At 66.1% G+C, this 13,438-nt stretch carries 11 protein-coding genes; 4 read left to right on the top strand and 7 right to left on the bottom strand.

Annotated elements, in window-relative coordinates; all coding sequences use genetic code 11:
* Positions 1 to 89 precede the first annotated feature (89 nt).
* From NMB41_RS04580 to NMB41_RS04555, 6 genes are all read right to left on the bottom strand, one after another.
* A complete protein-coding gene (locus NMB41_RS04580) occupies positions 90 to 443 on the bottom strand; it encodes a hypothetical protein (RefSeq protein ID WP_494381300.1) in 354 nt (117 codons plus the stop codon).
* A gap of 41 nt (positions 444 to 484) precedes the next feature.
* Positions 485 to 1,183, bottom strand: a complete 699-nt coding sequence (locus NMB41_RS04575) for a hypothetical protein (RefSeq protein ID WP_494381299.1) — start codon at positions 1,181 to 1,183, stop codon at positions 485 to 487.
* A 144-nt stretch (positions 1,184 to 1,327) separates the two neighbouring features.
* Positions 1,328 to 4,963 carry a tubulin-like doman-containing protein gene (locus NMB41_RS04570; RefSeq protein ID WP_494381298.1) on the bottom strand — a complete coding sequence of 1,212 codons (3,636 nt, stop codon included), beginning with the start codon at positions 4,961 to 4,963 and terminating at the stop codon, positions 1,328 to 1,330.
* Between the two features lie 30 nt (positions 4,964 to 4,993).
* Positions 4,994 to 5,434, bottom strand: a complete 441-nt coding sequence (locus NMB41_RS04565; protein WP_494381297.1) for a hypothetical protein — start codon at positions 5,432 to 5,434, stop codon at positions 4,994 to 4,996.
* A gap of 14 nt (positions 5,435 to 5,448) precedes the next feature.
* Positions 5,449 to 6,933 (bottom strand): hypothetical protein, encoded by a 1,485-nt coding sequence (locus NMB41_RS04560; protein ID WP_494381296.1) that lies wholly within the window; start codon positions 6,931 to 6,933, stop codon positions 5,449 to 5,451.
* Entirely contained in the window at positions 6,930 to 8,411 is a 1,482-nt protein-coding gene (locus tag NMB41_RS04555; RefSeq protein WP_494381295.1) for a hypothetical protein, read from the bottom strand. The genes NMB41_RS04560 and NMB41_RS04555 overlap by 4 nt, the downstream gene beginning before the upstream one ends.
* Positions 8,412 to 8,617: 206 nt before the next feature.
* On the opposite strand from NMB41_RS04555, the gene NMB41_RS04550 reads away from it, so the two are divergent.
* Together NMB41_RS04550 and NMB41_RS04545 are read left to right on the top strand one after the other, a co-directional pair.
* The gene (locus tag NMB41_RS04550; protein WP_494381294.1) at positions 8,618 to 9,664 is read left to right on the top strand and encodes a hypothetical protein; all 1,047 of its coding nucleotides are present in this window, start codon (positions 8,618 to 8,620) and stop codon (positions 9,662 to 9,664) included.
* 49 nt (positions 9,665 to 9,713) lie between these two features.
* Positions 9,714 to 10,553: a phytanoyl-CoA dioxygenase family protein gene (locus tag NMB41_RS04545; protein ID WP_494381293.1), complete on the top strand. Its 840-nt coding sequence runs from the start codon at positions 9,714 to 9,716 to the stop codon at positions 10,551 to 10,553.
* On the opposite strand, the gene NMB41_RS04540 is transcribed toward NMB41_RS04545, so the two are convergent.
* Positions 10,554 to 10,949, bottom strand: a complete 396-nt coding sequence (locus tag NMB41_RS04540; protein ID WP_494381292.1) for a response regulator — start codon at positions 10,947 to 10,949, stop codon at positions 10,554 to 10,556.
* 160 nt (positions 10,950 to 11,109) lie between these two features.
* Here NMB41_RS04540 and NMB41_RS04535 point away from each other — a divergent pair, with 160 nt between their 5' ends.
* A complete protein-coding gene (locus tag NMB41_RS04535) occupies positions 11,110 to 11,559 on the top strand; it encodes a response regulator (RefSeq protein ID WP_494381291.1) in 450 nt (149 codons plus the stop codon).
* Positions 11,560 to 11,866: 307 nt separating this feature from the next.
* On the top strand, positions 11,867 to 13,429 hold the full coding sequence (locus NMB41_RS04530; RefSeq protein ID WP_494381290.1) for a DUF4331 domain-containing protein: 1,563 nt from the start codon (positions 11,867 to 11,869) through the stop codon (positions 13,427 to 13,429).
* Positions 13,430 to 13,438: the final 9 nt, after the last annotated feature.

Below are 13,438 nucleotides of genomic sequence, written 5' to 3'. Positions count from 1 at the left end.
CGCGTGGGCGGGAGACCCGCCCACCCTACGATCCCATTCAAACGCAATTGAGATTTGCATCCGTGCGTTGAACGCCAGCGCCGGATGCCTCAGCGCGCCGCTTCCTGCATCTTCTCGCCGGCACGCTCGACCTTCTCGCCGACCTTGCCGGTCGCCTTCTCCAGCCCGCGCCCTGCTTCCTCGGTCGCGTCCTTGATCTTCTCGCGCGCCTCATCGGTGCGCTCGGCGATCTGGCGGCGCTCTTGTTCGGCGCGCTCGGCCAGCTTCTTCGCCGCCTCGTCCGCCTTTTCGATCGGCGCGCGCAGGCCGTCGGCGACGCGCTCGCCGGCTTCGTCGATTGCCTTGCCGGCTTTTTGCGCCGGGCCTACCGTATCCTCGTCGCGCGAGCAGCCGGCGGCCAGGGCCAGTACCAGCAGCGCACTGAACATGGTCATCGTTTTCATGCCTGACTCCTGTGATTGTGTTTCCACAAGCATACACCTTCCTAGCGCATCTTCCCTTCTTCGACCTCGTCGGCGCGCGGATGTTCGGGCTGGCGCGCATCGATCTCTTCCTTCATGGCGCGGGTGGCGTCGTCCTCGCCCCAGCGCTTGGTGAAGGTGCGCAGGCGCGTGCGGGCGCGCTCGAACGAGGAAGTCGACAGCGCCGACTCGACCGCCGTTTTCGCGTCGCGCCAGGCCTTGTCGCGCTGGCGCTTGCGGGTGCAGGCGGCGCTCGCCTCGTTGAGCGCGGTTTGCACCTGCTGCAGCTGTTCGGGCGTCGCCTTCGTGCCGCGCAGGGCGATCAACTCGCTCTGCGCCTCGCGCGGCTTGCATTCGGTCGCCAGCGCGATCGCCTTGTCCATCTGCGCTTCGATGCGCCGGTTCGACGGCTTGGCGATCAGCCAGATCGCCCACAAGGCCGCCAGCGCCAGCAGCCACCAGCGCAGGCGCACCGGCTCGCGTCTGGGCGGCGCTGCGCCGGCCGCCGGCTCGGGGCGCGGGAAAGGCGATTGCGGACGCGGTGGCGGCGGTGGCGGTGACGGCGGCGTTTCCGCGGGCGGCGGCACGCGTGCAGCGGCGGGCTCCGGCGCCGGCTCGCTCGCGGCCGGCACTGGCGTGTCGGCCCGGCTCGCGGCAGCGCTCATGGCCGCTGCCACGAGGATGGCTTCGCGCGGCGGTTGTTCGGGTGCGGCGTCAAGCACTGCCGGCGCTTGAAGCTGCGTGCGCCCTCCCTCTTCCTGCGCGCTTCCGCAATACGGACAAAAATGTACGCGGCGCGGCAATGCGTGTCCGCACGCGGCGTCGATACAGCGGACCATTGAATTCTCTTGCACAGCCCTCCCCTGTTATTGCGGATCCGGGACGCCGTCGTCCGGATCGGGAATCGATGGCGCGTTGTCTGCGAAGCCGGGAATCTCGGCCAGCGTTTGCCATTTGCCGTATTTCGGGTCCTGCGCCATGTTCCAGGCCAGGGTGGCGAGGTCGATCTCGCCGCGCGCGAGCTGCTGCGCTACCTCGTCCAATGCGAAGGGCCCGCGCTGGGCGCCCGCAATGAAGAGTTTATAGCGCGCCGCATCAGGCGCAGGCGCGGGCGCCGGATCGGGAATCGCAGTCGGCGTCCCGAGCCCGCGCACTTCCAGCGCCGCTGCCGCGCGTGCCTCGCTGGCCAGGATCTCGGGCTTGACGACGCGCTTGTCGATCGCGCGCTCGACTTCCCAGCTGTAGGCATCCATGGCCGAATCGGGCACGGTCTCGCTCCAGGCGGCGATCGCCGCCAGCGCGGCGTCGACCGCCGCGTTCGAGAGCGTCGGATCGGCCGCCAGCGCGCGGCGCAGCCAGGCTTCGTACAGGCGGCGCGCCGTGATGTTGGGCAGCGAGGGCGAGGGCAGCTGGGCGCCGGTTTCGTCGGTTTCCAGGCGCGGCTCGTAGACGCGCAGCTGGTAGTGGCGCATCAGGGCCGCGAGCAGCAGCAGCTGGTGCGGGCCAAGGCTCGCCTGGCGGTTGCGCACGGCCGCGATCACCTGTTCGCGGTAATAGGCCGGCAAGCCGTTCGAGCGGATCGCGAACTCGTTCCCGATCTGCAGCCATTCGCCGGAACCCGGCTCGACCTCGAACAGGTACTGGCCGCGCGGCTGGAAGGCCGCTTCACGGTCGCCCATGTCGGCTTTGCGCCGGATGACGCCCAGCGCGATCGCCTGCAGAAACCATTCGTAGTCGTCCGCCAGGCGATTCAATTCATCCATCGACGGCGAAATCGGATGGCGGAAGCGGGTCGAATCGAAATGCAAATGGGTCGGGATTTTCGGGTTCTCGATCTGGTAAGACGCGCGCCAGGTCGGCAGGCCGCGCAGGATCGTCATCGGGAAGCCGGACAACTCGATATAGCAGGTCGCCCGCCCCGGAATGCCGGTATTCACCACGGAGACCAGGTCGCCGTGAAAATACCCGGTCGGCACCGAGGCGCGGATCTCGGCTTCCATCTTGCGCCAGGCGGCCACGTCGCCCACTCCGATAAAACACTTAAATTGGTCCGAATTCGGAGTGAATTCGGCCGAGAAGCGCGCGTTCACCCAAGGCATGGCGCTGCGGATCCATTCGGCGAAGACGCGCTGGCGTTCCTGCGGCGTCATCGCGTTCAGGCGGTCCAATAAGGGGTCGCTTGGCTCTCCCTGCAGTTCGGTATTCGACAACTGGGTCTGGGCGCGGCGGAACAGTTTCAGCAGCAGCTCCGCGCGGGTGCGCTCGTCGCCCAGCTGCGGGAACAATTTGCCGGAGCCGCCGAATTCGAGCAGCACTTCCTCGCTCCATTCGCTCACGTCGCCCGTCAAACGCACCGGCGCCGGCTGCATGTCGCCGGCCAGCTTGATGTAGGTGGCGTGCTCCTGGCGCGCATCGGCGCGCAGCTGGCTGATGCGGCCGTCGACCGCGCGCAGGATTTCCTGCACGTGGCGCCGCCCTTCCTGGAATTCGCCAGCGATGCCGCTCCACTGGGCATTGCCCTGCTCGTCGGTCGACTGCGGCTCGCCCAGCCAGGTGGACATCCCGCGCATGACCTCGATCGACTGCCCGGCGGCCACCGCCAGCATGTGGAAGCGCAGGTAGTCGGCGATGTCGCGTTTTAAATGGGCCATGACTTCGCGCGCCTGCGCGTCCTTGCCGAACATCCGGTTCGACGCCTGCGACAGGTTGCCCAAGGACTCCTCGACCTGGCGCGTGCGCAGCGCATCGCGGATGTCGCGGTAGCGGCGGCCGTTACGCTCGGCATTGGCCAGGTCGCGCTGCAGCAGGCGCGATTTCACCTGTTCCAGCAGCGAGAGCACGAATTCGAGCCCGCCCTGCTTGCGGTCGTCCAGCAGCGCATACAGGCGCTCGCGCACCCGCGTCTTCAGGCGCCCGGTCAGTTCGCTCGTATGGCGCTTGATGCGGTCTTCGCTGGTCTCGGCGCTGGCGCCGGCTTCGCGGATCGCATCGCGCTCGAGATTGGGCAGCAGCTCGGCCACGCGCTCGCGCCACTGCGGCACGTCGAAGGCGGCCATGATGCGGTCCATCTCGAGCTGCACTTTACTTTCCACGCGTTCGAGCAGCGAGCGTCCTTCCTTGTCGCGCAGGAGCAGGCCGGTCAGCGCATATTCCTGGAAGGGCGCCACGTCCACGGTGCCCTTTTTGAAATCGGGGAATTCGTCGAAGGGCAGCTCGCGCATGTCCATGTGTTCGCGCATGAAGGCATCGCGCTCCTGGTCGCCGGCACGGCGCGCCAATGCGCCATCGCGCCCGACCAGGCCGAAAAACTCCTTGACCATCAGCGCCGCCAGTTCATAGGCGCGGATGTCCTCGCGCAGGCTTTGCTGGGTATCGAGCACCGACTGGCCAAAGGCCGAATACACTTTGGAGTAGGACAGGCGCATGTCCCCGAAGCGGCCCTCCGGCACGCGCGGGTTATACGGCCCGAGCTTGTGCTGCTGCTGATTCACCGCGACCGAGCGCTTGCGATTCGCGAAATCGGCCGAGGCAAAGTCTTCGAACAGCGTGTCGGCCACCATCTGGTAGACGTCTTTCACGTCCTGGGTCGCCTTGTTGGCCAGGTTCGCGGTGTCGACGAAATACACGTCGTCAAAAGGCGCGCCGCGGCCGGTGATGCTGTCCGGGTCCATCCATTTCACCTGCGCGTTCATGTCGCGCATGCTTGTTTCCAGCTCCATCATGGTGGCGTAGGCATTCGCCTCGGTGCGCTCCTTGTTCGCCTTGGCGAAGCCCGAAGGCATGAACATGACGAGATCGACCTGGCTGTCGGCCACTTCCTGGCGCGCGATGGCCTTGGCCATCCAGCCAAGGTCGATGGCGCTGCCGGCGCCCGTGCCGCCTGCATTGGAGGCGATGACGACGATGCGGAACTTCGAGGTATCGACTTGCAGCCCGAGGCGCTGGTAGTTCTCCTTGCGCTCGATGCCGGCATTGCTGCCCAGGTAGTTCAGCGCGCCCTTGATGCGGCCGCGCAGTTTCGGGTATTTGTCGAACAGGTACAAGCGCGCCACGGCGCGAATCTGGCCCGCGCCTTTCGATGGATCGATGCCGAGCGAGCGCAATTTTTTCGGACGCAGCGGCATCCATTTTTCGATCAGGGGAAAGCGCGCCAGGCTGTCGTCGGACTCGTGATACTGAGGGAGGTCGAGCGGCTCCACGAGCCGTTCTTCATCGGTCAGCTTCACCAGTTCGTACCAGGGATCGGTGCGCTGCGATTTTCCCTCGTCGATGATGGAATTGGAGTCGAGATCGAAGTGCAGGAAGCGCGCCACCGGGAAGTCGGCGATCGATTCGACCCGCGTCGGGTGGTGCCGGTTCCAGACGGCCGACAGGATGCGCCGGCGGATGCGCATCATCACTTCCATGCCGGTGCCGCCTGCGCCGATGAACAGCGTCGGCCGCAAGTCGACCTTCAGTTCGGACTTGCGGTTGATTTGGTCTAGCGTCGGGATATCTGCCATGTCGTTGCTTTCGAATTCTGTGAGGTCGGCTTAGCGGCGGCCGACGAGCAGGGCCGCGACCAGCGCGAAGAGGCCAACCGCCACCAGCGGCGCGGTTACGCCGAAGGTGAGGTATTTGCTGGCGTTGATGATTGCCAGCACCACGGCCGCCGACATGAAGGCCAGGCCGACGAACAGCAGCCACCCTGCGCTGCTCGCGGTCGATGGCGACACGCGGCGCTTGACCAGGTGCTGCACGTAGGCGTTGCGGACAAAGAAGTACACGGCCAGCAGCACGATGAAGATGGCCCCGCCGATGGCGACGTCGCGGGTGGAGGTGTCGGTGGCCGGCGTCGGTGCGCCCGGCATGACTTCGACCGGGCCGGTGGCCGTTTCCGGCGTCGTTTTCGGCAGCGGATCGTCGGGCGCGGTCTTGTCGGCGGGGAGCTTGAAGCCTGGGTCGGTCGGGGCGGTGTTGTTTTGGGCTTGCATGGTTTTCCTTGGGGTCAGCGGCCGAGACGGACCTGCGCACCTTCGCGCAGGTCAATCAGCTGGTGGCCGAACAGGGTGGTCTTCAAGCGGGCCACTTCATTGCCCGCCTTGTCGTAAATCGGTTGCACGGTGCCGGTGCGCGCGTGCATGGTGCGCTGCTCGTCCTCGACGGTCACCAAGGCGCGGCGCGGCCGCATCCAGCCGTAGGCGGCGCCCAGCCCGGCCGCGAGCAGGGCCAGCAGACCGGCGCCCGCCACGAACAGCGGGCCGCTGCCGTAATGCACGCGCACTTCGATCGGCAGCACGGCGCGCGAACTTTGCACTTGCGCCGGGGGCGTGAAAATATCGGGCAGCGGGTCGCCCGGGAACAGCTCGGTCATGCGCTCTCGGAAGCCGTTCGACAGGGCCAGCTTCTGCTCGCCCAGGTGCAGCTCGATCGTCCCCGGCAGTACATAGGCCGAGCCGGCCGACTTCAAGGCCGCCATCGACCATTTGCCCGGCAGCTGCGCCACCGGCAACTGCAGGGTCGAGCCCAGCGGCTGCGGCTTGTTCGGCGCCAGCGCATTCACGCGCGTGCTGCCGAGGCTGACGGCGCGGTCCTCCCCGCCGAGCTTGGAGCGCGCGGAGAGCGTCGCGCTGACGATGGTGTAGGGGTACATCGTGTTCTCGAGGTTCCACCCGATCTTCGCGGTGGGCGAATTAGCGTCCGGCGCGACGTCGGCGCGCAGCACGCCATTCCGGCCCATGGCGAAAGTCACGCCCGGCGCGTTTTCGACCTTGCGCGGCACCAGGCGCACGGTGTTGCGGTCGAGCGGCTTCAGGCGCGCCGGCGGCTCGGTGATGATGTTTCGTACCGCGCCAGAGGCCAGCAAGCCATCGAGCGCACGCGCCCCGCCCTCGCCGATGGCGAACGCATACACCATCAGGCCATTGGCGCGGTAATGCTTGCCGCTGACGGGCATGCGCAGCGGGAAAGCCAGCGCCGTGCGGATCTTGCCGCCGCTGTGGATCAGCTGGTAGAACTCGCGGTTGCGCGTCGCGGTGGCCTGGTCGTTGTTCGGGCTGTTGCGGTTGTTCGTGACCAGCCAGACGATGCCGTCCTTGCCGCCAAGGGCCTGCGTCATCGCCGCGCCCACCGCTTCGCCCAGGTCGGTGTCGGCCAGGGCGCCACCGGGTTTGCGGGCCGTGTCGAGGTTCGACAAAGCACGCGTCACCGCCGCACGGGTGCCCTTGTCGACCGTGGCCGAGACCAGCGCCCGCGGCGACGGCGCATTCGGCTGCGACTGGTTAAAGGCGGCCAGCACCAGCGCGTCGCCCGGCTGCGCGACGGCCAGGGCCAGCTCGGTGACCAGGGGCTTGAAGGGCGAGGACGGGTCGCTGTAGAACGGCTCCATCCAGCCCGAGTTCTGGACCAGGAACACGTGCGGCGTGGCCCAGCTCGACCCCGCGCCGCCAAGCAGCGCAAGGGCACACAAGCTGCGCATGACGAGCGACTTCACGACAGGGCTTCCAGGCGCCAGCCGCGCACCATGTTCCAGTCCGGATGGTGCAGCCACAGCGCGCCGGCATACACGAAGGGCACGCAATCGAGGGGTCGCGACAGGCGCGCGACTTCGTCGAGGATCACGTTGCGCTTGCCGATCCATTCGATCGTGGTTTTGGCGATCGTGCGCCCGGCCAGCGCTTCTTCGGCGCGGCCGGTGTAGGCGTGAAAGCGCAGCACCAGGCCGCTCGGCTGGGCGCGGTTGTTATTGAAACTGCGCAGCAGCGGCAGCACCAGCGAGTCGTCGGCCACCGCCTCTTCGATGTGCTCGGCCGACCAGGGTTGATCGAGCACCGGGTGGCCGCGCCGGAACAGGAAATTGGCAAAGCCCAGGCGCGCGCCGTCGATGGGTTCGACCTGCGGCGTGTCGGCCCCAAGTTCGAGGAAGGAATAGGCCTGGCCATCGTGCCCGATGTGCCACAGGCGCCCGTCGCGGCTTTGCGTGGGGCCGCCGAAATCGAGCTTCGGGCTCCAGCCGCGCGGCCAGGGCGTCCAGCGCGGCGCTTCGCCCGGACGCCAGACCAGCTGGCCCTGCGCATGCAGCCAGAACAGGCGGTTGTCGTAGCCGATCGGGCGCATCCAGCCGGTGGTGGGTGCATCGGGGCAGTCGAAGGTGGTGCCGTTGACGAAATCGAGATCGGCATCGAGCAGCTGCAGCACGCCGTCCTCGACGTACAGGCAGCCGACCTGGCGCCGCATGACGCCGGGGCTCGAGGCCAGGCGCCCGGCGAACAGGAGTTCGAGGCGGTAGCTTTCGTTGACCGGATTGATCCACAGGCGAGACAGCCCGGTATCGAGCGGCACGATGCCGACTTCGCCGCGCGCCGGATTGACCGCCGGCAGCCAGCTGTAGCCGCCGGCGCCAAAGCGCAGTTCGCTGCCCGCTTCTTCGGCGCCCATCACATGCCACAGCTGGGCCAGCGGATCCCAGTACTGCAGCACGCCGCGCGCCGGGGCAAGGGCGAGCAGGCGCTGCTCGGGAAAGCCGTAGCTGCCGGCGATGAACTCGCAATGCGCGTTCGGCGGCGCCGGCATGGCCAGCTCGGCGCGGTTGACGCTGGGCGCCGCCGGCCGCCCCTCCAGGCGGTCGCCCAGCGCCAGCGAGGTGACCGGCAAGCCATGCGGCACATGGCGCGGCAATGCCTGGTCGCTGGGCGCGCCCCACCAGTCGGGCTGGTGCCGGACGCGGCCCTGCAGCCGCTCGAGCGGCGCGCCGCAGGTCGGGCAGTAGGCGAAACCTTCCGGATAGATGCCGGCGCAGGCGCAGCTGGCAGGGAGCGAGGCGCCGAGCAGATGGGCGACGTCAGGCAGCCGGCCGCGCGCATGCGCCTGCCAGTCGATCGGCCCCAGGCCTTGCGTGGCCTGCAGCGCAAACTGCCCGCTCGTGTCGTCTTCCAGCCAGGTGCTGGCCGGCGTTTCCCATTGAGTTGCCATCGTGCTCCGCGTTGATCGAGATATGCATGCCACCCACGTGCCGCGGGTGGTCATTGCTGTCTAAATAATAACTGCCCCGGGGCCTGAGCGGCGCGCCGTTCGGGCGGTAGCGCCAGGCGCCACTGTTGGGAGCGCGCAATGCTCCCCGGCAGGAAGATTCGGCGGGGAATCGTATAATGACGAGTCCCTCCGCGCCGATACTCCCCATGACCGTTCCCACCCTGCCCCCCACGCCCGACCTGCCCGCGCACGCCGTCGACGCCGCCGCCGATCACCTGCGCAATGTGCTCGCGATCGCCATCGAACACGGCCCGGCGCAGCGGGCACTGGTGGTCTATGACGAGCGCACGGGTCTGGCACGGGCCCTGGTCGAGGCCTACCGGCGCAACCTGCCTGACGCCGACTTCCTCGACTTCGACGGCACCGACCCGGCCGAGGTGCTGGCGCGTTTCCGCCAGCTGGCGGGCGGCGACCTGGTGGTGCTGGTGCAGTCGACCAATTTCCGGCTCGAGGCCTTCCGCATCCGGGTCGAACTTTTTAAACTGGGGCTGAAGGTGGTCGAGCACGTGCACCTGTCGCGCATGCCGGGCATCCAGGGCGAGCACTACATCGCGGCGCTGGCCTACGACCCGGCCTACTTCCGCGGCGTCGGCCGCGCCCTGAAAGCGCGCATCGATGCGGCGCCGCACGCGCGCGTCTGCGGCGGCAGCGAAGAACTGGTGTTCGCTTCGCCCCTGGAAGCGGCCAAGCTGAACGTGGGCGACTACAGCGGCATGAACAACGTCGGCGGCCAGTTCCCGATCGGCGAAGTGTTTACCGAGGCGCTCGACCTGGAAGCGGTGCACGGGCGCGCGCAGATCCACGTGTTCGGCGACACCTCCTACCTGTCGAACCACCCCGCCGTGCCGGTGACGATCATCGTCGAACGCGGCCGCGTGGTCGGCACCGAAAACGCGACGCCGGAATTCCAGCAGGTGCTCGACAACATCCGCCAGGACGAAGGCGAAGTCTGGGTGCGCGAACTGGGCTTCGGCATGAACCGCGCCTTCACGCGCGAGCGCCGGGTCGACGACATCGGCACCTACGAGCGCATGTGCGGCATCCACCTGTCGCTCGGCGCCAAGCACGGCGTGTATCCGAAGCCGGGTTTCAAGCGCAAGGACGCGCGTTATCACATCGACGTGTTCGCGGTGACCGATGCGGTCTACCTGGGCGAGGAGCGGGTGTACGCGGACGGAGCCTGGACCGTCTGACTTTGTTCGGCGCTACAATCGCCGTATCCCTTTCATCCGCCTGGCTCCCATGCTCACTCCCGAACAAGGCCTGCAGTACGAACGCGACGGCTTCATCGTCCTCCCCGGCTTCAAGAACACGCAAGAAATCGCCGCGCTGCGCGCCCGCGCCGAGGCCATCGTCGACGCCTTCGACCCGAACGAGTCGCGCGCCATCTTCACCACGCGCGACCAGGAGCGTGCCAGCGACGCCTGGTTCCTCGGTTCGGATAACACGGTGCGCTGCTTCTTCGAAGAGGAAGCCTTCGGGCCGGACGGCCAGCTGCGCCAGCCGAAGGCGCTGTCGATCAACAAGATCGGCCATGCGATGCACGACCTCGACCCGGTATTTGCCGCCTTTACGCGCGACCCGAAGCTCGCTGCGGTGGCGCGCGATCTGGGCCTGGCGCAGCCGCAGGTATGGCAGTCGATGTATATCTTCAAGCAGCCCGGCATCGGCGGCGAAGTGCGCTGGCACCAGGACGCGAGCTTCTTCGACACCACCCCGATCAGCGTGACCACCTTCTGGTTCGCGCTCGAAGACGCGACCATCGAGAATGGCTGCCTGTGGGCCGAGCCGGGCGGGCAGCGCGGGCCGCTGCGCGAACGCTTCCTGCGCGATGGCGATGTGGTGTCGATGGAAAAGCTCGATGCGACGCCGTGGCCGGACGACAGCACGGCGGTGCCGCTCGAAGCCGCGGCCGGCACGCTGATCTGCTTTCACGGCCTGCTGCCGCACTACAGCGCGCCGAACCGCTCGCCGCTATCGCGCCATGCGTTCACGCTGCATGCGACCGATGCGGGCACCAGCTACTCGGCGCGCAACTGGATCCAGCGCGATGCGCACTTGCCGGTGCGCGGCTTCGGCTGATCAGGCGAACCCGAACCCGTACTGCGTCAGCGCCCGCGTCAGGTCCGCCTTGAATACCGCGTAATCGATCGCCTTCTCGACGAATTCGCCGGCGCCGAGCATGCGCGTGCGCACCCGGTCCGCTTCGTCGCGGGAACTCGAGAGCACGATGACCGGAAGGTCGGACAGGAAGGGTTTGGAGGAGATTTCCTTGAGCACTTCGAAGCCGTCGACTTTGGGCAGCTTCAGGTCGAGCAGCACGACATCGAAGTCATGCGCCTTGTTCAATTCGCGCAAGGCTTCTTCGCCGTCCGACACCACGACGACTTCGTGCGCGTCGGCGCAGGCTTGCAAGACGCGGCGCGTGAGTTCGACATCGAAAGGCAAATCGTCAACAATCAGGGCTTTTTTCACCATCCCGCGATCGTACAGGATTTGGCATTGTGTCGTGAGTTAACATTGTGAGCATTTGTACGTGCGACACGTTTTCCGTCGTTGCGTGCACTCGCTACAAATGCCTTGCGCTTTCGTCGATACGGCGCATACTGAGGATCGATGTTTACGAAAGGTAATTCAAATGCTTCCAACAACACATGGAGAGCAGCCTTTCAGAATTCTCCTGGTGGAGCGCAGCGAAGAGACACGCGACCTGTTCGCCGCCCTGTTTCTCGCGATGGGGTATGAAGTCAGGACGGTCACCACCGGGACCGAAGCGCTGGCCTGGGTACCCGTGTTCCGCCCACATGCCGTGTTCTCGGCCATTCGCCTGCCCGACCAGAGCGGATTCGACCTGTGCATGGCACTGCGCCGCATGCCCGAAACGGCAAGGGCGCTCATCGTGGCAATCACCGGCTTTTTGTCGCCCGACGCCGCCGCACGTGCGGTCGAAGCCGGCTTCGACCGGTACCTGGTCAAACCGGTAAAGCTCGACACCATTCTTGCGACGCTCCATGCCATCCATCGATCCGAGGACGCCACGACTGCGCCTACGGAAACGTCGTCGAGCGACAACCAGACTGCGCACTAGAATCAACTCAGGCAGCGCCCGCCCTACGCGGCACACCCCCCTCCCGAATTGCCCGCCGGAAGATTAGATTTCCTGCGCAACCGCGTCTTTTTCCTGATGCAATGTGTCGATAAAACTTACAGATTTTTACATTTTCTCGGTCACCGGCTGCTTCATTCATAGGCAAGCCGGGCATTGGCACATTTTATGCCTACGCCATTGGAAGACGCATTTTAGGCAAATTTTCTCAAAATCTTGCCTTGAAGAGATGCGCAAAACACGAAAATTTGATTTTTTTGATAATTGCAGTTCATTAAGGAGACGCATCATGGTCGACCAAGCCGTACGCCGTGCGAAGTTCCGCGAACTACTGATTGCCGCAAGTTGCCCCCTGCTTGCCCTCGTCGCCGCCCTTCCCGCCCAGGCCTCGAGCCACCGGGAAGCGCCCTTCATCACCACCCAGCCGAAAGTCGACGGTACCGATCTCTACGCGTTCAACAGCTATGAGCAAGGGCGTTCCGGCTATGTCACCCTGATTGCCAATTACCAGCCGCTGCAGGATCCGTTCGGCGGGCCGAATTATTTCAAGATGGATCCGAATGCCATCTATGAGATCCACGTCGACAATAACGGCGATGCGAAAGAGGACCTGACCTTCCAGTTCCGATTCCAGAACGTCTTCAACCGGATCGCACTGCCGATCGGTACCCAGAGCGTGCCCATTCCGCTGACCCAGGCCGGCCAGGTGCAGGGCCCGAATTCGCCGTCGCTGAACGTCAACGAACGCTTCACGGTGAGCCTGATCCGTGGCGACCGCCGCAGCGGGCAGGCGGCAGCGTTGTCGCGGGTGGGCAGCGGCGCGACGAGCTTCGACAAGCCGGTCGACAATATCGGCACCAAGACCATTCCGCAATACGCCGCATACGCCGCCCAGCACATTCACCCGGTCGCCATTCCCGGCTGCTCGGTGCCGGGACGCGTCTTCGTCGGACAGCGGCGCGAAGGCTTTGCCGTCAACCTCGGTACGGTGTTTGATTTGATCAACGCGCCACTGTCGGTGATCACCGATCCGGCCGCGATCAACGCCGCGCCTAACCCGCTGGCCAACAAGAACATCACCTCGCTGGCCGTCGAGGTTCACAAGAGCTGCCTGCTGTCGACCACCACCGCCGATCCGGTCATCGGCACCTGGACCACGGCCAGCATCCGCCAGAGCCAGCTCGTCAACGCGAATCCTCCATCCGGTCACCAGACCACGGTCAGCTATGGCGGCGCATTTGTGCAGGTGTCGCGCCTCGGCATGCCGCTGGTGAACGAAGTGATTATCGGCCTGTCGGAAAAGGACCGCTTCAACAGCGCGTTGCCGCAGAACGACGGCCAGTTTGCGACCTATGTCACTAACCCGACGCTGCCGAAACTGGTGGAGATCGCGATGGGACTGGCGCCGGGAAGCGCCGCACCGAAAAACCTGCCGCGTCAGGATTTGGTGACCGCCTTCCTGACTGGCATCGCAGGCGTCAACCGTCCGCTCAACCCCACCGCATCGGAAATGCTGCGCCTGAACACGTCGATCGCCGCAGTGCCGTTCGCCCAGCAAAACCGCCTCGGCATCGTCGGCAACATCCTCGCCGGCGGCAACGACAATGCGGGTTATCCGAACGGGCGCCGTCCGAAGGACGACGTGGTCGACATCTCGCTGGTGGTGGCCATGGGCGGCCTGTGCATGGCCAACGGGAACAACAATGCGCTCGGCTTCGGCGCCGCTTGCAACCCGTCCGCCGTGCCCCTGGGCAGCACTGCCTTCCGACTGCATGACGCGGTCGACCAGGCGGTCCAGCCCTTCCTGGCCGGCTTCCCTTACCTGAACACGCCACTGCCGGGCGCGCAGTAAGCGCCCGAT

Source organism: Massilia sp. FBCC-B171, from assembly GCF_059134155.1.
This window is presented reverse-complemented; position numbering and strand designations above follow the sequence as displayed.

Bases quoted from the DNA above. Each gene is read 5' to 3' on its own strand.
- NMB41_RS04545 (WP_494381293.1), top strand. From the start codon at position 9,714: ATGCTCACTCCCGAACAAGGCCTGCAGTACGAACGCGACGGCTTCATC.
- NMB41_RS04540 (WP_494381292.1), bottom strand. From the start codon at position 10,949: ATGGTGAAAAAAGCCCTGATTGTTGACGATTTGCCTTTCGATGTCGAA.
- NMB41_RS04530 (WP_494381290.1), top strand. From the start codon at position 11,867: ATGGTCGACCAAGCCGTACGCCGTGCGAAGTTCCGCGAACTACTGATT.
- NMB41_RS04555 (WP_494381295.1), bottom strand. From the start codon at position 8,411: ATGGCAACTCAATGGGAAACGCCGGCCAGCACCTGGCTGGAAGACGAC.
- NMB41_RS04570 (WP_494381298.1), bottom strand. From the start codon at position 4,963: ATGGCAGATATCCCGACGCTAGACCAAATCAACCGCAAGTCCGAACTG.
- NMB41_RS04580 (WP_494381300.1), bottom strand. From the start codon at position 443: ATGAAAACGATGACCATGTTCAGTGCGCTGCTGGTACTGGCCCTGGCC.
- NMB41_RS04550 (WP_494381294.1), top strand. From the start codon at position 8,618: ATGACCGTTCCCACCCTGCCCCCCACGCCCGACCTGCCCGCGCACGCC.
- NMB41_RS04565 (WP_494381297.1), bottom strand. From the start codon at position 5,434: ATGCAAGCCCAAAACAACACCGCCCCGACCGACCCAGGCTTCAAGCTC.
- NMB41_RS04535 (WP_494381291.1), top strand. From the start codon at position 11,110: ATGCTTCCAACAACACATGGAGAGCAGCCTTTCAGAATTCTCCTGGTG.